The 26,823-nt window shown below is 24.3% G+C and carries 29 protein-coding genes and 1 riboswitch; of the genes, 26 read left to right on the forward strand and 3 right to left on the reverse strand.

Annotation, left to right across the window (positions count from 1 at the left end; genetic code table 11):
- The 3 genes from BT993_RS00005 to acpS form a co-directional block, all read left to right on the forward strand.
- Positions 1-424: IS30 family transposase (locus tag BT993_RS00005; protein WP_143604208.1), on the forward strand; the 424-nt coding region annotated here is incomplete at its 5' end.
- Positions 425-497: 73 nt separating this feature from the next.
- Complete coding sequence (locus BT993_RS00010) at positions 498-1,268, forward strand: TatD family hydrolase (protein ID WP_072592630.1); 771 nt, start codon at positions 498-500, stop codon at positions 1,266-1,268.
- A complete protein-coding gene (gene acpS, locus BT993_RS00015; RefSeq protein WP_072592631.1) occupies positions 1,256-1,597 on the forward strand; it encodes a holo-ACP synthase in 342 nt (113 codons plus the stop codon). Before BT993_RS00010 ends, acpS begins: the two co-directional genes overlap by 13 nt.
- Positions 1,598-1,616: 19 nt before the next feature.
- On the opposite strand, the gene BT993_RS00020 is transcribed toward acpS, so the two are convergent.
- A complete protein-coding gene (locus BT993_RS00020; RefSeq protein WP_072592632.1) occupies positions 1,617-2,372 on the reverse strand; it encodes an IclR family transcriptional regulator in 756 nt (251 codons plus the stop codon).
- 126 nt (positions 2,373-2,498) lie between these two features.
- On the opposite strand from BT993_RS00020, the gene BT993_RS00025 reads away from it, so the two are divergent.
- From BT993_RS00025 to dnaN, 8 genes are all read left to right on the forward strand, one after another.
- Positions 2,499-3,677, forward strand: a complete 1,179-nt coding sequence (locus tag BT993_RS00025; RefSeq protein ID WP_072592633.1) for a M20 metallopeptidase family protein — start codon at positions 2,499-2,501, stop codon at positions 3,675-3,677.
- Positions 3,667-5,037 (forward strand): 23S rRNA (uracil(1939)-C(5))-methyltransferase RlmD, encoded by a 1,371-nt coding sequence (gene rlmD / locus BT993_RS00030; protein WP_072592634.1) that lies wholly within the window; start codon positions 3,667-3,669, stop codon positions 5,035-5,037. The genes BT993_RS00025 and rlmD overlap by 11 nt, the downstream gene beginning before the upstream one ends.
- Before the next feature lie 265 nt (positions 5,038-5,302).
- Positions 5,303-6,034 carry an ATP-binding cassette domain-containing protein gene (locus tag BT993_RS00035; RefSeq protein WP_072592635.1) on the forward strand — a complete coding sequence of 244 codons (732 nt, stop codon included), beginning with the start codon at positions 5,303-5,305 and terminating at the stop codon, positions 6,032-6,034.
- Positions 6,034-7,545, forward strand: a complete 1,512-nt coding sequence (locus BT993_RS00040) for an ABC transporter permease/substrate-binding protein (RefSeq protein WP_072592636.1) — start codon at positions 6,034-6,036, stop codon at positions 7,543-7,545. The genes BT993_RS00035 and BT993_RS00040 overlap by 1 nt, the downstream gene beginning before the upstream one ends.
- Positions 7,546-7,563: 18 nt before the next feature.
- Complete coding sequence (gene plsY, locus BT993_RS00045; protein ID WP_072592637.1) at positions 7,564-8,166, forward strand: glycerol-3-phosphate 1-O-acyltransferase PlsY; 603 nt, start codon at positions 7,564-7,566, stop codon at positions 8,164-8,166.
- Positions 8,167-8,174: 8 nt separating this feature from the next.
- Positions 8,175-9,176 (forward strand): NAD(P)H-dependent glycerol-3-phosphate dehydrogenase, encoded by a 1,002-nt coding sequence (locus BT993_RS00050; RefSeq protein WP_072592638.1) that lies wholly within the window; start codon positions 8,175-8,177, stop codon positions 9,174-9,176.
- A 10-nt stretch (positions 9,177-9,186) separates the two neighbouring features.
- Complete coding sequence (locus BT993_RS00055) at positions 9,187-10,029, forward strand: sigma-70 family RNA polymerase sigma factor (protein WP_072592639.1); 843 nt, start codon at positions 9,187-9,189, stop codon at positions 10,027-10,029.
- A gap of 15 nt (positions 10,030-10,044) precedes the next feature.
- Positions 10,045-11,160 (forward strand): DNA polymerase III subunit beta, encoded by a 1,116-nt coding sequence (gene dnaN, locus BT993_RS00060; RefSeq protein ID WP_072592640.1) that lies wholly within the window; start codon positions 10,045-10,047, stop codon positions 11,158-11,160.
- 65 nt (positions 11,161-11,225) lie between these two features.
- Here the strand turns inward: dnaN and BT993_RS00065 are convergent, their stop codons facing one another.
- Together BT993_RS00065 and BT993_RS00070 are read right to left on the reverse strand one after the other, a co-directional pair.
- Positions 11,226-11,699, reverse strand: a complete 474-nt coding sequence (locus BT993_RS00065; protein ID WP_072592641.1) for a hypothetical protein — start codon at positions 11,697-11,699, stop codon at positions 11,226-11,228.
- 15 nt (positions 11,700-11,714) lie between these two features.
- On the reverse strand, positions 11,715-12,440 hold the full coding sequence (locus tag BT993_RS00070; RefSeq protein ID WP_072592642.1) for an HAD family hydrolase: 726 nt from the start codon (positions 12,438-12,440) through the stop codon (positions 11,715-11,717).
- A gap of 118 nt (positions 12,441-12,558) precedes the next feature.
- On the opposite strand from BT993_RS00070, the gene BT993_RS00075 reads away from it, so the two are divergent.
- From BT993_RS00075 to BT993_RS00145, 15 genes are all read left to right on the forward strand, one after another.
- Positions 12,559-12,804: a DUF1858 domain-containing protein gene (locus BT993_RS00075; protein ID WP_244147522.1), complete on the forward strand. Its 246-nt coding sequence runs from the start codon at positions 12,559-12,561 to the stop codon at positions 12,802-12,804.
- Between the two features lies 1 nt (position 12,805).
- A complete protein-coding gene (locus tag BT993_RS00080) occupies positions 12,806-13,438 on the forward strand; it encodes a helix-turn-helix domain-containing protein (RefSeq protein ID WP_072592643.1) in 633 nt (210 codons plus the stop codon).
- Complete coding sequence (gene glmM / locus BT993_RS00085; protein WP_072592644.1) at positions 13,431-14,792, forward strand: phosphoglucosamine mutase; 1,362 nt, start codon at positions 13,431-13,433, stop codon at positions 14,790-14,792. Before BT993_RS00080 ends, glmM begins: the two co-directional genes overlap by 8 nt.
- Positions 14,789-15,496 carry a class I SAM-dependent DNA methyltransferase gene (locus BT993_RS00090; protein ID WP_072592645.1) on the forward strand — a complete coding sequence of 236 codons (708 nt, stop codon included), beginning with the start codon at positions 14,789-14,791 and terminating at the stop codon, positions 15,494-15,496. The genes glmM and BT993_RS00090 overlap by 4 nt, the downstream gene beginning before the upstream one ends.
- 7 nt (positions 15,497-15,503) lie before the next feature.
- Positions 15,504-15,914: a hypothetical protein gene (locus BT993_RS00095; RefSeq protein WP_072592646.1), complete on the forward strand. Its 411-nt coding sequence runs from the start codon at positions 15,504-15,506 to the stop codon at positions 15,912-15,914.
- On the forward strand, positions 15,886-16,323 hold the full coding sequence (gene dut, locus BT993_RS00100; protein ID WP_083557330.1) for a dUTP diphosphatase: 438 nt from the start codon (positions 15,886-15,888) through the stop codon (positions 16,321-16,323). Before BT993_RS00095 ends, dut begins: the two co-directional genes overlap by 29 nt.
- A 44-nt stretch (positions 16,324-16,367) precedes the next feature.
- Complete coding sequence (locus BT993_RS00105; RefSeq protein ID WP_083557331.1) at positions 16,368-17,081, forward strand: tRNA1(Val) (adenine(37)-N6)-methyltransferase; 714 nt, start codon at positions 16,368-16,370, stop codon at positions 17,079-17,081.
- Positions 17,026-17,760: a polyprenyl diphosphate synthase gene (gene uppS, locus BT993_RS00110; protein WP_083557332.1), complete on the forward strand. Its 735-nt coding sequence runs from the start codon at positions 17,026-17,028 to the stop codon at positions 17,758-17,760. The genes BT993_RS00105 and uppS overlap by 56 nt, the downstream gene beginning before the upstream one ends.
- Entirely contained in the window at positions 17,754-18,674 is a 921-nt protein-coding gene (locus BT993_RS00115) for a phosphatidate cytidylyltransferase (RefSeq protein WP_072592648.1), read from the forward strand. The genes uppS and BT993_RS00115 overlap by 7 nt, the downstream gene beginning before the upstream one ends.
- 9 nt (positions 18,675-18,683) lie before the next feature.
- Entirely contained in the window at positions 18,684-20,084 is a 1,401-nt protein-coding gene (locus BT993_RS00120; protein WP_072592649.1) for an ATP-binding protein, read from the forward strand.
- A 1-nt stretch (position 20,085) separates the two neighbouring features.
- Positions 20,086-21,147 carry a hypothetical protein gene (locus BT993_RS00125; RefSeq protein WP_072592650.1) on the forward strand — a complete coding sequence of 354 codons (1,062 nt, stop codon included), beginning with the start codon at positions 20,086-20,088 and terminating at the stop codon, positions 21,145-21,147.
- 65 nt (positions 21,148-21,212) lie between these two features.
- Entirely contained in the window at positions 21,213-21,908 is a 696-nt protein-coding gene (gene rph, locus BT993_RS00130; RefSeq protein WP_072592651.1) for a ribonuclease PH, read from the forward strand.
- Positions 21,909-22,031: 123 nt separating this feature from the next.
- Positions 22,032-22,976: a dual-specificity RNA methyltransferase RlmN gene (gene rlmN / locus BT993_RS00135; RefSeq protein WP_341860432.1), complete on the forward strand. Its 945-nt coding sequence runs from the start codon at positions 22,032-22,034 to the stop codon at positions 22,974-22,976.
- Positions 22,960-24,957: a transglycosylase domain-containing protein gene (locus BT993_RS00140; protein WP_072592652.1), complete on the forward strand. Its 1,998-nt coding sequence runs from the start codon at positions 22,960-22,962 to the stop codon at positions 24,955-24,957. The genes rlmN and BT993_RS00140 overlap by 17 nt, the downstream gene beginning before the upstream one ends.
- 90 nt (positions 24,958-25,047) lie before the next feature.
- Positions 25,048-25,220: riboswitch (Lysine riboswitch) on the forward strand.
- A 69-nt stretch (positions 25,221-25,289) separates the two neighbouring features.
- Complete coding sequence (locus BT993_RS00145) at positions 25,290-26,822, forward strand: ABC transporter substrate-binding protein/permease (protein WP_072592653.1); 1,533 nt, start codon at positions 25,290-25,292, stop codon at positions 26,820-26,822.
- The last annotated feature ends 1 nt before the right edge of the window (position 26,823 follow it).

Consider the following 26,823-nt stretch of genomic DNA (forward strand, 5'->3'; position numbering starts at 1 on the left):
AGAGGGTAAATCTAAGGTGATAATGACTCTTACTGAGAGATTATCAAGAATTAATATTGTTCGTTTATTAGATGCTAAGACTAATGATAATGTTATTAAAGAGGTTGAAAAGATTATTAAAAGTAATAAATATTTAATTCATTCTATTACTTCTGATAATGGTTCTGAGTTTTCTAATGTTAAGTATATTACTGATTTAGGTATTAAGTGGTATTTTGCTCACCCTTATTGTTCTAATGAGAGGGGTAGTAATGAAAATAATAATAAGATGATTAGGAGATTTATTCCTAAGGGTAGGTCTATGAATAAATTAAGAAAAAAAGATGTTAAATTTATTGAAAATTTTATGAATAATTATCCTAGAAAAATTTTCAATTCTTCAACATCTTATGAAGTTTATGAATGTCTTTTAAATCTTGTTTAAGTTGTTTTTGGACATTTACTTTTGGAATTTAGGAAAAATGTGATATTATAAATAAAAAAGAAAGTAGGTTTTTATGAAAAATTTAATTGATACTCATTTACATTTATATAGTGAACTATATATAAATAATAGAAAAGAAATAATAGATGATATGAAAGAAAAATTAGATATAGCTGTAAATATATCATGTGATATGGAAAGTACACTTGAATCTGTTAAATATGCTGATGAATATGATTTTATGTATGCTACTGTAGGGTATCATCCCTGTGATATATCTAAATTTAATGAAAAAGATTTTGAAGAAATGTTAAATTTAGCAATTAATCATCCAAAAGTTGTTGCAATAGGAGAAATAGGTTTAGATTATTATTGGATGAATGATTCAAAAGAAGAACAAGAAAAATATTTTAGATTACAAATAGAAAATGCAATAAAATTGGATATGCCAATAGTAGTTCATACAAGAGATTCATTAGAAGATACTATTAGTATAATAAATGATTATCCTAAATTAAGAGGTATATTTCATTGTTATTCTGGTAGCTATGAAATGATAGAACATCTATTAGATAGATTTTATGTAGGTGTAGAGGGAACTTCTACATTTAAGAATAATAAGATAACACATGAATTAATAAAGAAAATAAGTTTAGATAAAATAGTACTTGAAACAGATTCTCCATATTTAACCCCTGTACCTTTTAGAGGAAAGTTAAATAATCCCATTTATGTTTCTTATGTTGCAGAAAAAATCTCAGAATTAAAAGAAATTGATTTAGAGGAAGTAAAAAAGAAAACTACTGAAAACGCATTGAGGGTGTATAATATATGTTTAAAATAGGTGTAGATATAGTTGAAGTAAAAAGAATAGAAAAAGCAATAATTAAAAGTGAACATTTTTTAAAAACAGTATTTAGTGAAAAAGAGATAGAGTATTGTGAAAAGAAAATAAATAAATATGAATCATACAGTGCAAGATTTGCAGTAAAAGAAGCATATTTAAAAGCTATAGGAACAGGAATAACAGATATAAGTTTAAATAATATTGAAATAATTAATTCTGAATCAGGCAAACCATTTTTATATGTAAATGGAGAATTAATTGATGGCGATGTTTCTTTAAGTCATACTGAAACATTAGCTATTGCAAATGTTGTATTAAAAAAGTAGCATTTAATAAATGCTACTTTTAAGGTATTTCATAACCTAATTTTTTTGATATTTTTTTAGAACATTCTTTAATTTTTTCAACAAAAAAAACTTTAGATTTTTCTTTTTCTGAAAGAGGGATAGAAATACTTAAAGATCCACATACTTCAGTCTTAGAATTAAATATAGGACAACCTATACAATATAATCCAAGTTCATATTCTTCATATTCTACTGAATATCCATTTTTCTTTACTAGTTTAAGATTATCCATTAATACATCAAGATTAACTATCGTTCTAGCAGTATATTTTATTTTTTCAGTTTGATTCCAAATATTATTTATATCTTCTTCACTACAGTATGCAAGTATGGCTTTACCTGCTGATGTACAGTGCATAGGAGCCCGTCTACCAATCTTAGACCATTCCATATTGTTTGAAGTATTTTCAGGCGAAAATTTATCTATATACAATATTTGACTGCCATCTCTAATAACTAAATGTATTGTTTGGTTTGTTTCAACAGCAAGTTTAGTAATATAGCTTTTTGCTGGTTGAGTAAAATCAATATTTTGAATAATTCTATTTCCAACTCTAAACATTTTAAATGTTAAAGAATATTGACCTTTTTTATTTTGTTTAACATATCCATTTTCTTTTAGTGAATGTAATATACGAAAAGTTGTGGTTTTATTTAGTTTGCTTTTTTTGCATAGTTCAGATAATGAAAAATTTGTTCCTTGAGATAATATTTCAAGTAAGTTCATAGCTCTGTCAATTGATTGTACATACATATTTATTATTATTCTCCTTTCTTTTTATTATATCTTATAACTATCTTAAAATCAAGTATTTATGCCTATTTAGTTGATAAAGTTTTTCATTTGTGTTAAAATATAAAGAAAATGGAGTGAAAAATAATGAATGATTTCATAAAAAAAGCAGTTGATGATATCTATAATGAAATAGTTATTCATAGAAGACATTTACATGAAAATCCAGAACTAAGTGAATATGAATACAATACATCAAAATATATAGAAGAATTTTTAAAAAAACAAGGTATAGAGTATAAGAGAGTTGCAGATACTGGAATATATGCGTATATAAGAAATGGTAAAGGAAAAACAGTTGCATTTAGAGCAGATATGGATGCTTTACCAATATTAGAAGATAGTGATTTTGAATTTCATTCAAAAAATAAGGGTGTAATGCATGCTTGTGGTCATGATGTACATACAAGTGTACAATTAGGTGTAGCTAAAATTTTATCTGAAAATTTAGATAAATGGCAAGGAAATGTTAAATTTTTCTTTCAACCTGCTGAAGAAACAGTAGGAGGAGCAAAAAGAATGCTTGAAGATGGAGTTAATTCAGATTTTAAAGCAGATGCTCTTTTTGCATTTCATGTCGCACCAGAAATAGAAGTTGGAAAAATTGGCGTAAAATATGGGAAATTACATGCTACATCATCAACTTTTACAATAACTATAAATGGATTTGCATCACATGCTGCTCTTGCATACTTAGGAATAGACACTGTAGTTGTAGGTTCAAAAGTTGTAGAATATTTACAGTCTATAGTTAGTAGAAGAGTAGATGCAAGAGATTGTGCAGTAATAACTGTTGGAACATTTAATGCTGGAACTGCTCAAAATATTGTTGCAGATAAAGCAATATTAACTGGAACTATTAGAACATTGACACTTGATTTAAAAAAATGGATAGTAAATGAAATAAAAACTAATCTACCTAAATTTGTTGAAAGTATGGGAGCAAAAATAGATATTGATTTTAAAGATAGCTATATACCTGTTATAAATAATGATGAAAAAACTAGTTTTTTAGAAAAAAATGTAAGAAATATTTTAGGGGATGAAAATTGTGTGATAATTGAAAAATCAAGAATGGATGCAGAAGATGTAGGATATTTTTTAAATGAAATAGAGGGTTCATTTTATAGACTAGGGATAAGAAATGAAAAAATAGGAGCTATATATGACCTACATCATCCTAAATTTAAAGTAGATGAGAATGCAATAAAAATTGGTATGATAGTTCAATTAAAAAATGCTTTGGAGTTTTTGAATGAAAATTAATGATATAATAGATGTTAAAATAGAAAAATTAGTATTTGGTGGAGAGGGTATAGCAAAATACAATGATTTAATAATTTTTGTACCTATGTCTGTTCCTGGAGATGAATTAAAAATAAAAATAATATCTATCAAAAAAACATATGCAAGAGGTCTTATATATGAAATTGTAAAACCATCTGTAGATAGAATATCTTTTGATAAAATTACTTTTGAAGATTACTCAGGCTGTGATTTTGCAATGATGAATTATGATGCACAAATAAAATATAAATCAATGATTTTAAAAGATGTAATGCAAAGGATAGCTAAAGAGGACATAAAAGAAGATATTTTTGTTGAAAAATCAGAAAATATATTTAATTATAGAAATAAAGTTGCTGAACCATTTATTAAAATAAATGGAGAAATAAAGACAGGATTTTTTAAAAAGAAATCACATGAAATATTTGTTAGCGATGAAGTAAATTTAAGATCTAATATTGCAACAAAAATATTAGAAAAATTATTATTTAAATTAAATGAATATAAAGGAACTAAGAAAGAATATAAGGTATTTAATGATATAACTAATACTGGATTTTTAAAAACTTGTGTAATTAGAAATAATGATATTGGTGAAGTAATGCTAATATTAGTTGTAAATGGTAAATCTTCTATTAATCGTTTAAAAGATACTTTGATTGAATTATACAATAAAAATAATGAAATTAAGTCTATATATATTTCAATAAAAAATAAAGTTGATAATGTGATTTTTGGTGAAGAATTTATTAAAATAGTAGGAAATTCATATATTGTTGAAAATCTATTTGGAATTAATTTTAAGATATACCCTAATTCTTTTTTTCAAATTAATAAAAAACAAACTGAAAAACTATATTTAGAAGCATTAAATTTTTTAGGAGATTATAACAATAAAAATATTATTGATGCTTTTTCAGGAACTGGTACTATTGCTATGATAATGGCACAAAAGGCAAATAAGGTTATAGGACTTGAAATAGTACCAGAATCAGTTAAGGCTGGTATAAAAACTAGCAATGAAAATAATATAAAAAATGTTGAATTTATAGTAGGAAAAGTAGAAGAAACTATACCTAATGTTTTAGAAAAAAATAAAATAGATTACATAGTATTTGACCCTTCAAGAAAAGGAATAGAAAAATCAGTTTTAGAAAAAGTTAGTGAAAATAATATAAATAAATTGATATATATTTCATGTAATCCAACAACACTTGCTCGTGATATATATATTTTAAAAGAATATGGATATAAACTAGATTTTATAAAAGGCTTTGATATGTTCTCACAAACACATCATATTGAATGTGTGGTACTTATGACAAGAGTTGATAAATAGATAAGAAAATAAATTATACAGAACTTGTTGACCGCTATAGGGCATATTGTGTTGCATTCGGTTTTTAAATAGACTGTGATATTGCTGAGATAGTAGATGTTTAAAAATCAATATAAAGATTTACTTGCACGAATAAAAATTGTGAAATTGTGATATAATAACACATAGTATTAAATGTATAGATATAAAGTTAGAAGAATAAAATTAAATTACACATTATTTAATAATAATCTTGTGATTAAATAATATTATGAAAGGAGAATTTGTGATTGAATATAAAAAGGTTTCTCTAATATGTCCAATAGCTGGAAAAATTTTGAATGATATTAATTTAGAAATTCAAAAAGGAGAATTTTTTGTTATCATTGGACCAAGTGGAAGTGGTAAAACTACAATGTTAAAATTAATTAACAGACTTATTAAACAAACAGATGGAAATATTTTCTTTCAAAATAAGAATTTAAAAGACTATAATCTTAGAGAACTTCGTTTAGAAATAGGGTATGTATTACAACAAATAGCTCTTTTTCCTAATTTAACAGTAGAAGAAAATATAGCATTAATTCCAGAAATGAAAAAAATGGATAAATTATTAATAAAAAAGAAAACAGTAGATTTATTAGAAAAAGTAGGACTTGATCCAGAAAAATATATGAAAAGATTACCAAAGGAATTATCAGGGGGAGAAAAACAAAGAATTGGAATTTTAAGAGCTATTATTTCTAATCCTAAAATTTTACTTATGGATGAACCTTTTTCAGCATTAGACCCTATAAGTAAAACACAATTACAAGATTTAATTAAAATGTTACATGATGAATATAATATGACAACAGTTTTTGTAACACATGATATGAGTGAGGCTTTAAAATTAGCTGATAGAATTTGTATAATGAAAAATGGAGAAGTTATTCAATGTGATACTCCTACAGAAATGAGAAAAAATCCTATAAATGACTTTGTAAAAGAATTTTTCTATGTAAAGGAGTGTGAATAATGAGTATTATTAATGTATTTTTTGATAAAAAATCAGAATGGTTAGTAGCTTTATTTGAACATTTACAAATTTCTTTATTATCATTACTTATTGCAATTATTATTGCAGTTCCATTAGGGATTTTAGTTGTAAATTATAAGAAAACAAAAGAATGGTTATTACAAGTTACAGGAATATTTCAAACTATTCCATCATTAGCTTTACTAGGACTTTTTATACCAATTATAGGAATAGGTACATTTCCAGCAGTTGTTACTCTTGTAATATATGCAATATTTCCAATATTGCAAAGTACAATTACAGGATTATCTGAAATAGATACATCATTAGAAGAAGCTGCTACTGCTTTTGGAATGAACAGATGGGAGAAATTAAAAAAATATCAATTGGCTTTATCAATGGGTATATTAATGTCAGGTGTAAGAACTGCAAGTATTATGATTATTGGTACAGCAACTCTTGCAGCCCTAGTTGGTGCTGGAGGGCTTGGGTCATTCATATTATTAGGAATTGATCGTAACAATACAGAATTAATTTTTATTGGTGCTATTTCTTCAGCAATTCTTGCTATAATTTTTGGAGGATTAATTAAATTTTTACAAAATAAGAAACCTAAAACTATATTAATTGCATTAATTCTTTCAATTGTTTCAGTAGCTTTAAGTTTTACTCCTTTATCAAGTAGTTCAGAAAAAACATTAGTTATTGCTGGAAAACTTGGAGCAGAACCTGAGATTATTATAAACATGTATAAGTTACTTATAGAAGAAGAGACTGACATAAAGGTAGAAATAAAACCTAATTTTGGAAAAACTAACTTTCTATATGAAGCATTAAAATCAAGAAGTATTGATATATATCCAGAATATACAGGAACAATTGTAACAACACTTTTAAAAAATCAAGTAGAAAATATATCAAATGATTCACAAGAAGTATATGAAGTAGCTAGAGATAAAATATTTGAACAAGATAATTTAATTTATTTAAATCCAAGTAAATTTCAAAATACTTATGCTATAGCAGTAAAAACAGATTATGGTAAAATTCATAATTTAAATAAAATTTCAGATTTAAAGAAAATAGAAAAAAATATAATGGCTGGATTTACTTTAGAATTTAATGATAGAAAAGATGGGAATATGGGATTAAAAAGTCTTTATGGATTAAATTTAAAAGTAAGGACAATGGAACCATCTTTACGTTATAGTGCTATAAATAGTGGAGATGTTGATGTTATTGAAATTTATTCTACAGATAGTAAAATTTTAACATATGATTTAAAAATATTAGAAGATGATAAACAATTATTTCCACCTTATCAAGTTGCACCACTTTTAAGAGAAGAAACATTAAGAGTTTATCCTGAATTAAAAATTATTCTTGAAAAATTATCAAATAGAATTAGCTCTAAAGAGATGATAGATATGAATTATAAAGTGGATGTATTAGGAAAAACAGCAATAGAAGTAGCTAGAGAATATTTAATGAAAGAAAATTTAATAAAATAAAAAAAGAAAAGGAGTAATATGTTTAAGGTAATAATTTTAATTGTTTTGTCCTATTTATTAGGTTCAATACCTAATGCGTTGTGGATAGGTAAAATATTTAAAAATATTGATGTTAGGGAATATGGAAGTGGTAATGTTGGTGCAACTAATGCAGCAAGAGTTTTAGGATGGAAATTAGGAATATTTACATTATTATTAGATATTTTAAAAGGTTCAATTTTTGTATTAATTGCTAAAAAATTAAATTTAGATGATATTTATTTAGTATTAATAGGTATGGCTGCTATTTTAGGGCATAGTTATAGTATATATCTTGGATTTAAAGGTGGGAAAGCAGTTGCTACATCATTAGGAGTTTTCCTTATTTTAGTACCCAAAGTTATTTTATTTTTATTAATAATATTTTTTGTGATAGTTTTTATTACACAATATGTTTCTTTATCTTCTATAACTTGTGCTTTTTTTCTTCCAATTTTAACATATATGTTGTATAATAATCTCATATATACTATTTTTGGAATATTTATCGGTACTATAGTTATAATAAGACATAAGTCTAATATTATAAATTTAATAAATAAAAATGAAGCAAAATTCTTTGATAAAGCGAATAAAAAGTGAGGATTCAAATGAATATATTAACAATTGGTGGAGGAAGCTGGGGTACAGCTTTAACATATTTATTAGATAAAAAAGGACATAAATGTTTTTTATGGGAATATAATGAGGACTATAGAAAACAGATGAAAGAAAAAAGAGAAAATGAAAATTTTCTGAAAGGCTTTAAATTAAGTGAAAGTATTGAAATAGTAGATGATTATGGATTAGTTTTGGAAAATGAAAATATAGATATTATCTTACTTGCAACACCAACACAATTCTTAAGAAATACATTAAATAAATTAAAAGAAAGTATGAAAAAGAAATACATTTTAGTAAATGTTGCAAAAGGTATTGAGGTTTCAACAGGACTTACAATTTCTAATATTTGTGAAGAAGTACTTAAAGATAAAGAATATGAATATGTATTACTTGCAGGTCCAACTCATGCAGAAGAAGTTGTTAATAATATGCCATCAGTAATACTTTCTGTATCTAAAAATATTGAATCAGCTAAAATAGTACAACAAACTTTTAATAATAGTTCACTTAGAGTTTATACTGGTGTTGATGTTATAGGAGCAGAATTAGGGGGAGCAATTAAAAATTGTTTAGCTATATGTGCAGGTATTTGTGATGGTTTAGGTTATGGAGATAATACTAAAGCTGCTTTATTAACACGTGGAATGAATGAGATAATATTAATTGGTTCTACACTTGGAGCAGATCCTTTAACTTTTATGGGACTTACAGGTTTAGGAGATATGATAGTTACTTGTACAAGTAAACATAGCAGGAATAGATATTTAGGAGAGCAAATAGGTAAAGGTAGAAAATTAGAAGATATAGTTAGTGAAATGAAAATGGTATCTGAGGGAGCAACAACAATTAAAGCTCTTTATCAAATTATTAAAAAAAATGAAATAAGAACTCCGATTTTTACAGCCTTATATGAATTATTATATGAAAATAAGGATATAAGTACACTTACACAAACATTTATGGAAAGAGAATTAAGATCGGAATTTTAATGAGGTGGAGATGAAAAACGATAAAATAACTGGTTCTGATAATAATATTAACCTTATTTCTTTATATATTTCAGATTTACAAAATCATGAATTATTGACATCAGAAGAAGAAGTTGAATTATTTAAAAGAGTTAGAGAAGAAAATGATGAACAAGCTAAACATTTATTAATCTTATCAAATTTAAGATTAGTTGTATCTGAGGCAAAAAAACTTTTAGGTAATGGCTTACCTTTAATTGATTTAATTAGCGAGGGGAATTTAGGATTAATAAAATCAATAGATAAATTTGACTATACTAAGGGATTAAGATTTAGTACTTATGCAGTATGGTGGATTAAACAAACAATAAAAAAATCTATAGTTAATTTAGGTAGAGATATTAGAATACCTTCATATAAATATGAGCAATTATCTAAAGTAAATAAGGTTATTGAGAGTTACCAAAATGAGTTTGGAGATATTCCATCTGCTGAATATATTGCTGAAGTTTTAGGTATGAAACCTTCTAAAGTAGTATTATTACAAAATGAATTTCAAGAAATAATATCATTAAATGATGCTATAGGAGATAATATTTTTTTAGAAGATGTTATAGGACAAAGTGATAATGTAGAAGATGATATTATTAGAAATGATCAATTAGCTGAAATGTATAGTTTATTTGAAAAGACTTTAAATCCAAGAGAAAGAGAAATATTAGAGTTGAGATATGGTTTATCTAATAATAAAATACATACATTAAAAGAAATAGGGGAAAAGTTAAGTATAACTAGAGAAAGAGTAAGACAAATAGAGAAAAAAGCAATAACAAAATTAAAGAAAAATTTAGAAGAATATAAATACATGTATTAAGAAGGAGAGTAGTTTATGTTAAATATTAGACTTAATAGAAAAGAATTTCTAAAGAAAATACAAATTGTTGAAAATGCAATTGTTGATGATAAAGCTAATGGAATAAATTCAGGTATTTTTATAGAAACACTTGAGGATAAATTACTTTTAAAAGCAATGGGAGAGGGATTATACATTAAAGCTGAAATGCCTTGTGAAATTATAGAAAAAGGTGAGTTTATAATAAAGCATAAATTAATGGAAGAATTTTTAAAACAATTAGATCAAGAAATAATTGAGATAAAAGAAGTTAATGGTAAAATATCTATAATTTCTGGTAAAAGTAGTTCAGAGTTCTCTATTTATGAATATGAGAAAAGAAACGAACCATATATTACAAATGGTTTAGAATTTTCATTTAAAAGAGAAGAATTATTTAATGATTTAGAAAGAGTTAAATTTGCAGCCTATTTAAATGTAGATAGATTAGCAGTTAATTGTATTAGATTTGAAATAGATAACAATGGTTTAAAATTTGTTTCATCTGATGCACATAGATTAATATTTTTAAATAAAGAATTTGAAGAAAAAGCAAATATTGAAACTTTAAGTATAAGTATACCTTTAAGATCTGTTAATAGTTTAAGTAAAATATTGAAAGTTATGGAAGATGAAGTATTAACATTTAAATCTGAGGGCACAAGAATATTATTTAAATTTAAAGATGTTGAAATATTAACAAAATTAGTTGAAATGCAATATCCAGATTATAAGACACTATTAAATTCTGTGAGAAATAATAAGAAAGCATTGTTAAATACTAAAGATTTAATAAGTATTTTGAGAAGAGTTTCTGTATTTGTTAAAGATAATAATGATAAAAAAGATATTGCTATATTCAAATTTAATGATAATCAATTAGAAGTAGTAGGAAGTAATGATTTAGCAGTTTCAAAGGAAAAAATTAATTGTATTTATGAGGGAGATACTTTAAAAATAGCCTTAAATGTTAAATATATACTTGATTATTTATTAACAATATCTGAAGCTCCTGTAGTTGAAATGAAAATGTTTGATGAAAGAACACCTGTATTGATAAATGTTGAAAATAATTCTGAAAGCATATATTTAGTTGCACCTACACAAGTATAAAATAAAAATAAATAAAAAAGGTAAAATTAATACAAAATACTTAATTTTACCTTTTTATATTTCAACTATAATTCTATTTCATTATTTTCAGTTTTAATTTCAGAAATTTCTTCTTTGTTAAACATAAATTTTTTAAATTCAAATAAAACTACTATAAAAGATCCTAGAGTTCCTAAAAATAATACTATCCATCCCCAAGAGTATGAATAACTTACATTAAGTAATTTTATTGCAAAATTTTGACTTAATATTTTTTTAAGTTCAGTTCTTAGTATTAAAGAAACAGCTATTACTAAAATCATATTTAATGTAACAAAAACAATAGAGAATTTTTTTTGTAAATTATCTGATAAATAAAATGAATAAAGTGATAGAGCTACAATAATAAATGCTAGAATTGTTGCTTTTAAACCTAGATTTATAAGTCCTACTGTAAAATATCTAGCATCAAATCCAATAGGTTTTATTGTAAACTTTAATAATGGTAATAATGCACCAAGAGATGTGATAATTCCTAAATTTTTTTTAATATTTTTCATAATACTCCTTTCAAATTACATAAATTCAACATCAGAATTTAAAATATAAACCATGTCTTTTCTTTCAACAACGATTTTTATTTTATCTTTAATATTTTTATCATCTAATATTTTCTTGAATAATCTTTTTGCAGGATTTATTGCAACAGGATTACCTACCATTTCAAACATTCCAAAATCTCCTGTTGTATCTCCATAAGCATAAGAATTTTCTAAATCTATATTATATTTTTTCTCAAAATTTTTTATAGCATTTATTTTACTTTTACTATCCCACATAGGTATATTTTTACCATTATATTTATTGTTTTCATCAAGTAAATATTCAGTTGCTATAAAATCTGTTGCATTTAATTTTTTAGCCATTTTATCAACTAAAAATGATGGTGAACCAGAAATTATGATTACTAAATGTCCTTTTTCCAAATGTTCTTTTATCTTATTTCTTGAATAAGCATACAGTTTCTGAGCCCTATTTTCTATAACTCTTTGAGCTACATACTCAATATCTTTTTTATCGACATTTTTTATACATTCCATGTATATATCAACTAATTCTTCAAGATAATCATCGTAACTTCCTTTTCTTTCTTCCCACATTTTAAACTTGTGTTTTATTTCTCCGAAAAAACTACCCTCATCAATAAACTCAAATCTAATTAACATTTTAAAATGTTCTATTAGTAAAGAATTTCTAAATATGGTACCATCAACATCAAAAAAAGCTGCAATTTTTTTCATATATATCACCCTTAAATGTTTTTTAAAAGTATAACATAAGTTTATATTAAAATCAAATTGTATAGATATAAACAAAAATTGAAAAAAATGTTAATTTATAGTATAATTTAAACATGAGGTGATTATTTTGAAAATTAGAGTTCATGAAGATATGAATATTGATGAAGTAGTTGAAAAATATCCTATAGTTTCACATATTTTAATGCGTTATGGATTAGGATGTTCAGGTTGTATAATTTCTTCTGCTGAAACTATTGGAGAGGGTATAGAATTACATGGTTTAGATGCAGATATAATACTTGAAGAGATAAATATGATACTTGAAATGGAAGAAGAAGAAAAAAACAAGGAAAATACAATTTAATATGGTAACTACAGGAGAAATAATTTATAAATACTTAAAAATTAAAAATATTAATCAACTATTTTTAGCAAAAAATGTGGGAATAACACCACAATATATAAATGGTATTATTAAAAATAAGAGAAGTGCTTCTCAAAAAGTAATAGATAAAATTATTAAATTTTTAAAAATTTCAGATAATGATATTGATATGATTAAAAAATATGAAATTTTTAAAAAAACAGGAGTAATAAAAAAAGAAGCAATAAGTCTAAGAATTGAAGCTGTATATACTGATAATGGTTATATTATAGAATATAAAGATGGGGTAATTGTTTTAGAGCAATTTGGAAATAAGTATTTAGATAGCTATCTTATTAAGATTGAAACAGATAATTTAAATAGATTTAATTATGGAGATTATGTTGTTATAAAAAGAGAAAATATTGAATTAACAGAGCACCTTGATAAGTATTTATTAGTTAAATTTGATGATGAAATTGATTTTTGTAAATTAGAGAAAATTGATAATAAATTATTATTAACTTATTTAAACAAGAATAAAGCTAAAAAAATAATAAGATTTAATAAAAAAATTGATATTATTGGGACTATTATTGGTAAATATAGTCTATGGAAGGAAGAAAATGAGTAGAAAATATTTTGGAACTGATGGAATAAGAGGAGAAGCAAATAAGGATTTAAGTATTGATTTAGTTACAAATTTAGGATTAGCTTTAGGATATTATTTAAGAAAAGATAAAAAAGAAAATGAAAAAACTAAGGTAATACTTGGTACAGATACAAGAATATCTGGATATATGATAAGATCTGCACTTTCAGCAGGACTTACTGCTATGGGTGTTAATGTAGATTTTGTTGGTGTTTTACCTACTCCAGGAGTAAGTTTTTTAACTAGAACTTTAAATGCTGATGCAGGTATTATGATTTCAGCTTCTCATAATCCAATAAAAGATAATGGAATAAAAATATTTTCAAATACTGGATTTAAATTAAATGATGAAGATGAATTACAAATAGAAGAATTAATGGAAAATAGAGAAAAATTAATGGAAAACTTAGTACATGGAGAAAAATTAGGTAGATTTATTTTCATAGAAGATTATTTAAGAATGTATAGAAAATTTTTACAAACTACTGTTAAAAATAGTTTTAAGGGATATAAGGTAGTTATAGACACTGCAAATGGTGCAGGATATAGAGTTGCTGCAAAGGTTTTACAAAATTTAGGAGCAGAAGTTCAAGTTATAAACAATATACCAACAGGTAAAAATATTAATGTTGACTGTGGTTCTACAAATCCAGAAAAATTATGTCAAGCTGTAAAATTATTCAATGCTAATGTAGGGATTGCATATGATGGTGATGCTGATAGATTAATAGTTGTAGATGAAGAGGGAGAAATTTTAGATGGAGATATAATAGTTTCTATACTTGCTTTAAATTTACAAAAAAAAGATATGCTTAATTCTAATAAAGTTGTAATGACTGTTTTATCAAATATGGGTGTTGAAAAATATCTTGAGAAACATGGTATCAGAATGATAAGAGCAAATGTTGGAGATAGATATGTTTTAGAAAAAATGAGAGAGTTAGGTTTAAATTTAGGTGGAGAACAATCAGGACATGTAATAATGTTAGATCATAATACTACAGGTGATGGTGTATTAAGTAGTATACAATTAATGCAGGCATTTATTGAATCTGGTAAAAAATTAAGTGAACTTAGAAAAGAAATAAAATTATGGCCACAAGCAATGATAAATGTACCAGTTTTAAAAGAAAAAAAGAAAGATTGGGATAAAAATACTAACCTAGTTAATTACATAAATGAAAAAGAGGAAGAAATATTGGGAGAGGGTAGAATTTTAGTTAGACCATCTGGAACAGAGAATTTAATAAGAGTAATGGTTGAGGCTAAAACTAAAGAAACTATGGAAAGAATATTAAATGAAATAGTAGAAAAAGTTAAGGAAGAATTAGCATGAAACATAAAAAGTTTGCACAAATATATGATGAATTTATGAATTTTGTTGATTATAAATCATGGTTTAAATTTTTAAAATCATTTTCAAAAGGAAATAAGTTAAAAGTATTAGATTTAGGTTGTGGTACAGGAACTATTGCTTCAATGTTTTCTAAGGAAGGACATAGTGTTGTTGCAGTTGATATTTCAAATGATATGATAGAAATTGCACAATCTAAATACGGAGATTTAGATATAAATTTTTTAGTTGGAGATATCACTAAAGAAAATTTTGGAAATAATTATGATTTAATTATGTGTAATTTTGATACTGTAAATTATTTTAATGATTTAAATTCATTTAAGTCTTTTTTAAAGAATGTAAAAACTAGTTTAAAAGATAATGGTATTTTTATATTCGATATAGTTGAAGAGGGAATATTTGATGAAATGTTTGAAAATGACTTATTTATTGATGAAACTGATGAATATTTATGTATAATGAGGCATGAAAAAGTCAAAAAATTTAAACATTTAGTAGAAATGACTATATTTGTAAAAGAGGACGGGAATTTATATACAAAATATTCAGAAACACATAATAAGATAATATATGATACAGATTTAGTATTAGATACTTTAAAAGTAGAGGGTTTTAAATTATACGACAGTGCTAGAAATTCTGAATACGGAGAATCAAGACTATTTTTAATATGTAAGAAGTAGGAGTATTATGAAAAATATAGAAGATATGAAAGAATTTGAATTTAGTGAGTTATTATCTAAAACTAAGTTTAATTCTACTATTGAGGAATCAAATATTAATAAGGGAATAGATGAAGATGGAGATGAGATTAGAGAAGAATTTATTGACAACCATAAGGTAGAAAGAAATTCAAAATTACGTAAATATTTATCTTTTGCTACTGGATTTGCATATACTATTTTATCTCCTGTTATTTTACTTTTAGGTATATATTTTTTAGCTGAAAATATTATATCTTTTAAAAGGAATGAATTAGTGATTATCCTTCTTATATTACTTGGAATTTTAACTGGATATTGGACTTTATATAAGGATATTAAAAAGATTACAGCTAAAAAGGAGAATGGAAATGGAAGTAAAAATAAAGAAGTTAAATGATAATGCGATTATTCCAACATATGGGACTGAATTTTCAGCTGGAGCAGATTTATACGCATGTATAGATGAAAATTTAATAATTAAAAGTGGAGAAACAGTTATGGTTAAAACTGGTATTTCACTTGAAATACCTGAAGGATTAGTAGGATTAGTATATGCCCGTAGTGGACTTGCATTTAAAAAAGGTATTGCACCCTCAAATAAAGTAGGAGTAATAGATAGTGATTATAGGGGAGAAATAATGGTTGCATTACATAATCATAGTAAAGAAGATTATGTAATAGAAAAATTTGAAAGAATAGCACAACTTGTTATTGCTCCATATATTAAAGCAGATTTTGTAGTAACTGAAACATTAAATGATACTATAAGAAATCAAGGTGGTTTTGGAAGTACAGGTAAAAAGTAAACTATACTTAGGTATAGTTTTTTGTCTATGTAAGGAGTGAAATTATGGAAAAATATATAGTTGATGTTGCAGGTATGAAAATTGAGCAAATAAAAGGTTTACAATCTTTTACACTTGATTCCATGCTGATTGCTGATTACGTAAATATAAATAGAAAATCTAAAAAAATTCTTGAAATAGGTTCAGGATTTGGGATAATTTCTATGTTACTTAGAAAAAAGACATTGGCTGAAATTATAGGTGTTGAGATTAATAAAGAAGCATATAATATATCAGTAGAAAATTTAAAAAATAATGATATAGATAATGTTTTTTTTATAAATGAAAACATTTTAAATTATAGAAAATTTTTATCTGAACAAACATATGATATCATAGTATCTAATCCACCGTATTTTACTCATAAAGATGAAAATCAATTGAAAGAAAACCTAAATTTAAGAAATGCAAGAGTTGAAAATACTTTAAGTATAAAAGATATATTAAATATTTCAATTTATTTGTTGAAAAGTAATGCGAGTCTTTATTTAATTTTTAGAACAGAAAGACTTGCAGAAATAATAGGGTTATTAAAAGATACTTGTCTTGAAATTAAAAGAGTTAAACCTATATATACTAAAGTTGATGATGATAAAGCATTAATCTGTATGGTAGAAATAGTTAAAGGGGCTAAAAGTGGTTTTGTATTAGAAAAACCGATATATGTATATGAAAATGATGGTGAAAGAAGTGAATATATTGAAAGACTATATAAATAAGTTTCCTAAACATATTGGAATAATAATGGACGGAAATGGTAGATGGGCAAAAAAAAGAAATTTAGTTAGAACAGAGGGACATAAAGCTGGAGCTAATAAATTAGAAGAAGTAATAGAACATATTATTAATTTAGAAATAAAATATTTAACAGTTTATGCTTTTTCTACAGAAAATTGGAAAAGACCAAAACTTGAAGTAACAGCTATTATGAAATTATTTACAAAATACCTTAAGATTAATGAAGAAAAATTTATGAAAGAAAGAATTAGAGTTTGTATTAGTGGAAGTAAATCTAATTTATCTTCATCACTTATAACTCAAATTAATTATATAGAAAATTTAACAAAAGATAATGATAGATTAGTATTGAATATAGCATTTAATTATGGAGGAAGATTAGAAATTGTAGATGCTGTTAAGAAAGTTATTGAGCAAAATTTAGAAATAAATGAAAATAATATTTCAAATAATATGTATAACAGTTTTATACCTGATGTTGATTTAATTATTAGAACAGGTAATGATTTTAGAATAAGTAATTTTTTACTTTGGCAAATGGCTTACTCTGAAATATATGTTAGTGAATTACTTTGGCCTGATTTCACTCAAGAAGAATTACATAAATCAATATTTTCATTTATAAATAGAGAAAGAAGATTTGGAGGGATAAAATGTTAAGTAGATTATTTGTAATAATATTGGCATTACCTTTGTTGATATATATTTTACTTTCAGGAGAAATATCATTTTTAGTATTTAATGTTGTTGTAATAGCAGTAGCTTTACATGAATTTTATGTAATACTTAAAAATAAAGGTAATATTGTATATTATAAAACAGGGATATTAATAGGAATGTTTTTACCTATTTTTATATATTATAGAGAAGATATTAGTTTCTTTTTTAGATATGCTAAAATATTAAATAAAGAAAGTATTACTTTTGATGTTGGAGGATATATTATTTTTGCTATGTTACTTATAGCAATTATGCAAATATTATCATCAAGAATTAAAAATTCTACTAATGAATTAATGTTGACACTATTTGGTATTATTTATGTTCCTTTATTTAGTTCATATATGGTATCAATTAGAGAGGGATTATATAATGGTAGAATAATATTACTATATTCTTTTTTTAGTATATGGGCTGCTGATACATTTGCATATATAGTTGGTATGTTAATTGGTGGTAAAATATTTAAGAAAAGATTATCTGAAAAAATAAGTCCTAAAAAATCTATAGAGGGATTTTTTGGAGGTATTTTAGGTGTATTTATTGTAACTTTATACTTTGAATATATATATAATTTTTTAGTAAATATATTATCATATTTTAAAATATTAACTTATGTTGAAAAAATTGATAAAGTACTTATTTCTCAAAATATTATTAAATTATTCATTTTATCAATATTGATAGCAATTTTCTCAGTATTAGGGGATTTATTTGAGTCTAAATTTAAAAGAGAATTTGGAGTTAAGGATAGTGGTACAATATTGATGGGACATGGAGGGTTTTTAGATAGATTTGATAGTGCATTATTTGTACTACCTATAGTTTATTATTTTATTAAATATTTTATTTAGGGGTAAAAGATGAATAAAAATTTTATAGTAGAAGTGTATTTTAAAGATGATATAGAAATTAAGGATATTAGATATAATGAAATTCATAATTTCGTAGATAGTAACTGTAAAATTATAAAAAAAGATTATATTTTTTATGAAAATGTTAAATTAGAATATTATAATCCATTTAAATTATATTCATATGTTAAATATGAGGTTATGAACTTTGATAAAAATATAAATACACAACTTGGTTTATTTTATGAAATAAAATTAGTAAAATTTAGGACAAAAGTAAGTAATGAAGAAACAAACAATATAAATGTTTCTATAGAGCAAATAAATAATATAATAGAAAAAATTGATGATATTTATTTTATAAGAAAAGATTTGAATAAATTTACTAAATATATAGATGATAAAAAGAAAAATGACTTCTTAAAAGAATTAAAATTATTATCTACCTTAAAATATGATTTAAAACGTGAAACATTCTCTTTAAGAATAATAGATATAAAAAGAGAAATGTATTCAATAGAAAAAATAATTAAAGAATATATTTCTTTATTAGGGTTAAATATAAAATTTAATATTAATCATAATGATATTAAAATAGATAAAACAATGTTTGATAAAATTAAAGAAGCGTTAATTGATGTGTTACACAATTCAGTTTTATCATTTTTTGAAACTAAAAATTCAAATATTAATGATGAGGAAAATTATACACTAGAGTTAAATTTGAAACAAAAAAAATATAATTTAATTATTGAAATAGTTGAAAAAGGAAATAAGGTAGATATTAATAGTATATATAATAATGCTATAAAAGCAAATATATTAAATAGCAATGAAACATACAGTGAAAAGGATATATTATTAAGTATATTAAACAAAAACTATATTAATGCCTTAGAAGATTTAGAAGAAAAAGAAAAAATAATGAATTTTATTAAGATAAATAATGTTATAGAAGAATTAGATGGAAAAGTTGAAATATCACATGTTGATGATGTTATGAAATTTAATATTAACATACCATTTAAAATATTATTTATTAATGGTTTTGTTTTTAGTGAAATGAATAAAACTTATGTTATAAATACTGAATACATAGTGGATTCTTTTGATTTTGATAATAAAAATGTAAGTAATTTGAATGGATATAATTATTATATGTATAAAAATAATAATATAGAATATATTAAATTACCAATAGAAATTGAAGAAAAAGATAGATTAGGTTTATTGATTAAAACAAATAATAAATACACTATAGTAGATGTGAATAAAAAACATTATTTTGAAGATATATTCTTTAATAAAGATGAAAAATCAAAAATATATATGGGAGAAGTTCTTTTAAAGTCAGTAAAAAAAGCTAAGATATTAAATTTAGAAAGCATAATAGATATGTTGAAAGGTTAATATGGAAATAAAATATGTAAGAGAAATTTTAGAAAAAATTAATCAAGTAGAAAAAATATTACTTCAGATTCAAACTCCAAGAGAAGAAGAATTTATATATTTCACTAAAATTATTAATGAAATTGAAAATAATATATATTTTTTAAGAAATAATGAAGATATTAGTATAGTTTCTACATTAAAAAAGATTTTTGTTTATATAGAAAGATATCCTTATCAGTTTTTTATATTTAAATATTTAATTTTTGAAACATTATTAAATTTTGAATCATTATATAGCCTTTATAATACTAATGATATAGATAGAATAAGAGATTTAAGAGATAAATTAAATATAAATATACTTAACTTAAAAAAGGAATTTGAAATAATAAATAAAAATAAAGATTATTATTATATCAATTTTACATTAGATAAGAGTGTGCCTTATTTTTATCTTTCAAGGCGTAATATTTTATCAAGGTTAAGAGAATATGGTAAACCATATAATTATATTCCAATTTCTTTAGATGATGATAGATATACATATTTTATATTAGATTTTAAAGTAGAAAATAATATAGATGTTTCATTGTTGCTTGAAGAAATTAAAAATGATGATGATGGTATACTTGATTATAAATTTAATAAACTTGAAAATGATAAAAATATATATAATGTAAAATTGTATTTAGATGAATTAGATGATAAAGTATATACAGATATAATAAAAAAGTTTAATAAAGAAATTTTACTTGATATTATATCTTATGAAAACATGTATGATATTTATGTATATGCTAAAAATCAATTAGAAGTACTTAATATTATTAATTCTATTAATAACGAAAAGGTATATTTTGTGTTGTCTAAAAATGTTAATAATAGAGAAACTAAAGGGATAGCATTAAATGGAATTAATGTGAATAATGTAGAGAAAATTAGAAAATTAATTTCTATTACAATGCTTGATAAAAAAATTGTAGATATAATTTATCGTGATTTTGTAGATTTTGTTGGAAAACAATTTTTAGAATATTTAAAAGAAAATTATAATATAGAAAATGGGGAATACATAGTTTAAACAGTGTAATTACATTGTATTTAACATATATTTATGATATAATAATAAGAAAAAAGAGGTCATTAATGAGAAATAATAATAGAAAAAATAATGAATTAAGAGAAATAAAAATAACAAGAGAATATATAAAATATCCAGAGGGTTCAGTTTTAATAGAATTTGGTAATACTAAAGTAATTTGTAATGTTACTATAGAAGAAAAAGTACCACCTTTTCTTAAAAATTTAGGTCAAGGTTGGGTAACTGCTGAATACTCAATGTTACCAAGATCTACTAATACAAGAAACAAAAGAGAATCAAGCCAAGGTAAATTAAGTGGTAGAACTATGGAAATACAAAGACTTATAGGAAGATCATTAAGAGCTGGTCTTGACTTGAAAAAATTAGGAGAAAGAACAATAATAGTGGATTGTGATGTAATTCAAGCTGATGGAGGTACAAGAACGGCTTCAATCACAGGTGGTTATCTAGCTATGGAAATTGCTATTAATAAATTAATCTCATCAGGTATGTTAAATGAAAATCCAATTAAAGCAAAAGTTGCAGCTATAAGTGTAGGAAAAGTTGCAAATGAATTACTTCTTGATTTAGATTTTTATGAAGATTCACATGCTGATGTTGATATGAATATAGTTATGAATAGTAAAGGAGAATTTATTGAAATACAAGGTACAGGGGAAGATACTACTTTTACAAAACATGAATTAGATAAATTTATTGACCTTGCAAATTTAGGATTTGAAAAATTATTTAAATTATAGGAGAAAGATGATTAAAATTGATATTTTAGATTTATCTCTAATGGAATTAGAAAAAATATTTTTAGAGCTAGGTTTAAAAAATTTAATGCCTTACAAGTTTATCAATGGTTACATAAAAAATTGGTGTTTAACTTTGATGAATTTTCTAATATTTCTAAAGAAACAAGAGAATTACTAAAAGAAAAATTTGAAATAGGAACATTAAAATATGTTACACATCAGGTGTCTAAAGATAAAGAAACAGTGAAATTCCTATTTTCATTACCAGGTAAAAAGTTAATTGAATCAGTTTTGTTAAAATATAGAAATAGATACAGTATATGTGTTTCATCTCAAGTTGGTTGTCCTTTAAAGTGCGATTTTTGTGCAACAGGTATGATGAAATTTGAAAAAAATTTAAAAGCTTCAGAAATATTAATGCAGTTTTATTATTTACAAAATTATTTAAAAGAAAAAAATGATAAGATATCTAATGTTGTATATATGGGCATGGGTGAACCATTTTTAAACTATGATGCAGTTAATAAATCTATAAATATACTTAATTCAAAGGAAGGACAAGAATTTTCTAAAAGAAATTTTACTGTGTCAACTTCAGGATTAATTAAGGAAATAGATAAATTTGTGGAAGATCAAAAACAAGTAGGACTTGCTATTTCATTACATAGCGTTAATGAAAAAAGAAGAAGTGAATTAATGCCTATTAATAAGATTAATCCATTAGATAAACTAAAAGATTCATTGTTAAATTATCAAAATAAGACAAAAAATAGAATTACATTTGAATATATATTGATTGATGATTTTAATTGTGAAAAGGAAGATGCGATTGCATTAGTTAAGTTTATGAAATCGTTTAATCATTTAGTAAATTTGATACCTTATAATAAGGTAGCTGGGAAACCATATAAAACACCTAGTGTACAAAAACAAAAAGAATTTTATAATTATTTACTATCACATAAAATAAATGTTACTCTTAGAGAAACTAAAGGTGAAGATATACAAGCTGCATGTGGACAGCTTAAAGTAAAAAAAGAGGAGATTAAAGATGAAAAAATTAATTAGATATTTTGCGATGCTTATAGCAAGTTTATTTATTATAGGATTTTTTGGTTTATCTTATATAGTTTATGAAGTTAATAAAAGCTATCCACCTGAATTAATAGATAATTATAAACCATTAATACCATCAACTATATATGACATTAATGGTAACCAACTTGATTTGATAACTATTGAAAGAAGAGATCCAATAAGTATAAGTGAGATTCCAAAAATGGTTCAAGATGCTTTTATTTCTGTTGAAGATAAGAGGTTTAGAGAACATAATGGACTTGACTATATTAGACTTACTAAAGCATTAATATTAAATGTTACAAAAACTGGTCGTGAGGGTGGTTCAACTATAACACAACAATTGATTAAAACAATATTTTTAACACCTGATAGATCATTAAAAAGAAAAATAGTAGAAGCAGTTTTAGCTACTAGAATGGAAAGAAAATATACAAAAGATGAAATATTAGAACTATATTTGAATACTATAAACTTTGGTAGAGGGTCTTATGGTATTAAAAATGCTGCTAAAAATTATTTTGATAAATTACCTTCAGAGCTAACTATTGGAGAAGCAGCAATATTAGCTTCAATACCAAAATCACCTGCTAAATATTCAAAATTGGAAAATGCTTTAGAAAGACAAAAAATAGTATTAAATTTAATGTATAAAAATGGAGCTATAACTAGAGAAGAATATGAAAATGCAAAACAGGAAAATATAACTTTTGTTAATTTAGATACTAAACATTTATCAGATGATGAAAGAATATCTAAATCTAATATTTCACCAGAATTTACAACTACAGTAATTAATGAAGTTAAAAAAATTCTTCAAATTGATACTGAGGAAGATGAAAAATTATTGTTTAATGGATACAAAATTTATGCAACAGTTGATATTAATATGCAAAAGGCAGCATATAAAGCATTTGCAAGTAATAATAATTTAAGAAATAGAAAAAACTTAGAGGCTGCATTAATTTCTATTGATCCATCAAATGGATTTGTTAAAGCAATGGTTGGAGGTAAGAAGTATCAAAAAGGTGATTTTAATAGAGCATTAAATGCGAAAAGACAACCAGGTTCATCGTTTAAACCTTTTATATACTTAGCTACTTTTTTAGATAACTATACTATGGCAACTACACTTGAAGATTCACCAAGTACATTTGGTAAATGGACACCTAAGAATTATGACTGGAAATTTAGAAATAATTTAACAATGCTTAAGGCATTAGAAATATCTGATAATGTTGTTGCAGTTAAGGCTTTAGATTTAGTAGGAATTAAGAAATTTAATGAACTTTGGGAAAGTTTTGGATTTTCAAAAAAAGATATACCTCAAGATTTAACTACATCTTTAGGATCTATAACTCTTTCACCTATAGATATGGCAAAAGCTTATTCAATAATAGCAAATGGTGGACATAAAGTTGAACCTCAATTTATTTATAAAATTGAAAATAGATTTGGAGATGTAATATATGAGGCAGATACAACTAAGGAAAAAGTTTTAGAACCTGAATATGCTTCATTAATAACACATATGATGGAATCAGTTGTTAAAAATGGAGGAAGTAAAGGAGCCCAATTATATGCAAAAGGTAATGCTGTACCAGTAGCAGGTAAAACAGGAACTACAAGTGATTACATTTCAGCATGGTTTACTGGATATACACCTACTTTAGTAACTGTAGTATATGTTGGAAATGATGATAATAAATCTATGGGTCGTGGTATGAGTGGAGCTAGTGCCGCACTACCGATATGGAAAAACTATATGCAGGCAGTTGTAAATTTAGGAAACTTTGATATAGGAAGATTTGAATTTATTAGAGATGGAATTGTATCAGAAAAATTAGTGAAAAAAATTATAGATTTAAGATCTGGTTTACTTGATAGTGACGGAGTCAATGCAAGAGAAGCTTTATTTATCTCTGGAACAGAACCAATTGAATTAGAAAATATTATATATGATGGATATTAAAATAGAGTATCATTATTGCAAATTTTGCATTAATGATACTTTTTATTTCTGTCTTTACATTTCAATGATAATATGCTAGTATATACCTAATAACGAGATAGAGGTGCAAAATTCAATAGTAGAATTTAGGAGCTAGTCAAGGCTGTGATTAAATTTTAAAGGGGAAATTGCCGAACTTATGTATATGACAATTACATAGGTGGGATTACAAATAATATTTGTAATACTGTCATTATAGAATATAATGTTGTGCTATTGGTTAAGTATATCGAATATTTTTTATACTTACTGATAGAATACTATCAGTTTTTTTTATTTAGAAAGGAAAAAGTATGAAAAAAAGAATTTTATTATTTATTTTATTAATTTATTCTAGCTTTTCTTTAGGTATGGATAAACTTAGAGTTGGAATGGAAGCTGGATATGCACCATTTAATTGGTTTCAAAGTGATAATAGAAATGGAGCAGTAAAATTAAAAAATGGATATGTTGGGGGCTATGATGTAGAAATAGCAAAAATTATTGCTGAAAAACTTAATATGGAATTAGAAATAATACAAAGTGATTGGGATTCATTATTAGGTCCAGCATTAAATTCCGATAAAATAGATGTTGTAATTGCAGGAATGTCCCCTACCAAAGAAAGAAAAGAAAATTTAGAATTTACTAATCCATATTATGAATCAGATTTAGTAGTAGTTGTAAAAAATGATTCCAAATATTTAGATGCTAAAAATATAGAAGAATTTTCTAATAGTAAATTAACAGCTCAGTTAAATACTTTTCATTATACTGTATTAGATCAAATAAAAGGATTAAAAAAAGAAAATGCGAGTGAAAATTTTTCTAATATGTTAGTAGCATTAGAATCAGGTAAAATAGATGGATATGTTTCTGAAAAACCTGGAGCTTTGTCAGCTAAGATATCTAATCCTAATATATCATTTGTTGAATTTGATGAAGATAATGGATTTAAATACAATAGAGATGATGTAAATATTGCAATAGCCTTAAAAAAAGGTAATACTGAACTTAGAGATAAAATTAATGAGGCATTATCTGAAATTTCTTCAGAACAAAGAGAAGAAATAATGAAAAAAGCAATAGAAACACAACCTAATCAAGACTCAAATATATTGCCAACTAATTTTTCAGCTTGGATAAAATATTTTATTGTTAATTATTGGAAAGACTTCTTATATGGAACATTAACAACAGTTAATTTATCTTTAATAGGAACTTTTTTTGGATTTATTATTGGATTAATATTATCTTTATTAAGGGATGAAAGAAATGTTAATAAGAAATCATGGATATCAGTTTTCATATATACTATTTTTAAATATTTTGTAGAAATATATGTTACATTTATTCGTGGGACACCTATGATAGTTCAAGCTATAATATTCTATTATGGATTTTCACAAATAACTGGAATAAATATTCCAGCATTGACATCAGCATTAATAATAGTTTCATATAATACTGGTGCATATATTACTGAAATAGTTAGAGGTGGAATAGATTCTATTGAAAAAGGTCAATATGAGGCAGCACAAGCGTTAGGTATGAGTCATTTTAATATTATGAGAAAGGTTATACTTCCTCAAGCTATTAGAAATGTAATGCCATCTGTTGCAAATGAATTTATTATTAATATTAAAGATACTTCTGTTCTATTTTCTATAGGAGTTACAGAATTATTTACTACTTCAAAATCTATAGTAGGTTCTCATGTGAGATATTATGAAGTGTTTGTTATAACATGTGCTATATATTTTGTTTTAACTTATTCATTATCTAAATTATTTAGATATTTGGAAAAGAAGATGGATGGAAATAAAGAATATGAAATTGAGGGATAAA

This window comes from Streptobacillus ratti (assembly GCF_001891165.1).
GTDB lineage: Bacteria > Fusobacteriota > Fusobacteriia > Fusobacteriales > Leptotrichiaceae > Streptobacillus > Streptobacillus ratti.

Bases quoted from the DNA above. Each gene is read 5' to 3' on its own strand.
- BT993_RS00125 (WP_072592650.1), top strand. From the start codon at position 20,086: ATGGAAATAAAATATGTAAGAGAAATTTTAGAAAAAATTAATCAAGTA.
- BT993_RS00070 (WP_072592642.1), bottom strand. From the start codon at position 12,440: ATGAAAAAAATTGCAGCTTTTTTTGATGTTGATGGTACCATATTTAGA.
- BT993_RS00025 (WP_072592633.1), top strand. From the start codon at position 2,499: ATGAATGATTTCATAAAAAAAGCAGTTGATGATATCTATAATGAAATA.
- BT993_RS00050 (WP_072592638.1), top strand. From the start codon at position 8,175: ATGAATATATTAACAATTGGTGGAGGAAGCTGGGGTACAGCTTTAACA.
- BT993_RS00065 (WP_072592641.1), bottom strand. From the start codon at position 11,699: ATGAAAAATATTAAAAAAAATTTAGGAATTATCACATCTCTTGGTGCA.
- BT993_RS00105 (WP_083557331.1), top strand. From the start codon at position 16,368: ATGGAAAAATATATAGTTGATGTTGCAGGTATGAAAATTGAGCAAATA.
- dut (WP_083557330.1), top strand. From the start codon at position 15,886: ATGGAAGTAAAAATAAAGAAGTTAAATGATAATGCGATTATTCCAACA.
- BT993_RS00040 (WP_072592636.1), top strand. From the start codon at position 6,034: ATGAGTATTATTAATGTATTTTTTGATAAAAAATCAGAATGGTTAGTA.
- BT993_RS00095 (WP_072592646.1), top strand. From the start codon at position 15,504: ATGAAAAATATAGAAGATATGAAAGAATTTGAATTTAGTGAGTTATTA.
- BT993_RS00145 (WP_072592653.1), top strand. From the start codon at position 25,290: ATGAAAAAAAGAATTTTATTATTTATTTTATTAATTTATTCTAGCTTT.
- rlmD (WP_072592634.1), top strand. From the start codon at position 3,667: ATGAAAATTAATGATATAATAGATGTTAAAATAGAAAAATTAGTATTT.
- BT993_RS00090 (WP_072592645.1), top strand. From the start codon at position 14,789: ATGAAACATAAAAAGTTTGCACAAATATATGATGAATTTATGAATTTT.
- plsY (WP_072592637.1), top strand. From the start codon at position 7,564: ATGTTTAAGGTAATAATTTTAATTGTTTTGTCCTATTTATTAGGTTCA.
- dnaN (WP_072592640.1), top strand. From the start codon at position 10,045: ATGTTAAATATTAGACTTAATAGAAAAGAATTTCTAAAGAAAATACAA.
- BT993_RS00140 (WP_072592652.1), top strand. From the start codon at position 22,960: ATGAAAAAATTAATTAGATATTTTGCGATGCTTATAGCAAGTTTATTT.
- rph (WP_072592651.1), top strand. From the start codon at position 21,213: ATGAGAAATAATAATAGAAAAAATAATGAATTAAGAGAAATAAAAATA.
- uppS (WP_083557332.1), top strand. From the start codon at position 17,026: ATGTATATGAAAATGATGGTGAAAGAAGTGAATATATTGAAAGACTAT.
- BT993_RS00080 (WP_072592643.1), top strand. From the start codon at position 12,806: ATGGTAACTACAGGAGAAATAATTTATAAATACTTAAAAATTAAAAAT.
- BT993_RS00020 (WP_072592632.1), bottom strand. From the start codon at position 2,372: ATGTATGTACAATCAATTGACAGAGCTATGAACTTACTTGAAATATTA.
- glmM (WP_072592644.1), top strand. From the start codon at position 13,431: ATGAGTAGAAAATATTTTGGAACTGATGGAATAAGAGGAGAAGCAAAT.
- BT993_RS00120 (WP_072592649.1), top strand. From the start codon at position 18,684: ATGAATAAAAATTTTATAGTAGAAGTGTATTTTAAAGATGATATAGAA.
- BT993_RS00010 (WP_072592630.1), top strand. From the start codon at position 498: ATGAAAAATTTAATTGATACTCATTTACATTTATATAGTGAACTATAT.
- acpS (WP_072592631.1), top strand. From the start codon at position 1,256: ATGTTTAAAATAGGTGTAGATATAGTTGAAGTAAAAAGAATAGAAAAA.
- BT993_RS00115 (WP_072592648.1), top strand. From the start codon at position 17,754: ATGTTAAGTAGATTATTTGTAATAATATTGGCATTACCTTTGTTGATA.
- BT993_RS00055 (WP_072592639.1), top strand. From the start codon at position 9,187: ATGAAAAACGATAAAATAACTGGTTCTGATAATAATATTAACCTTATT.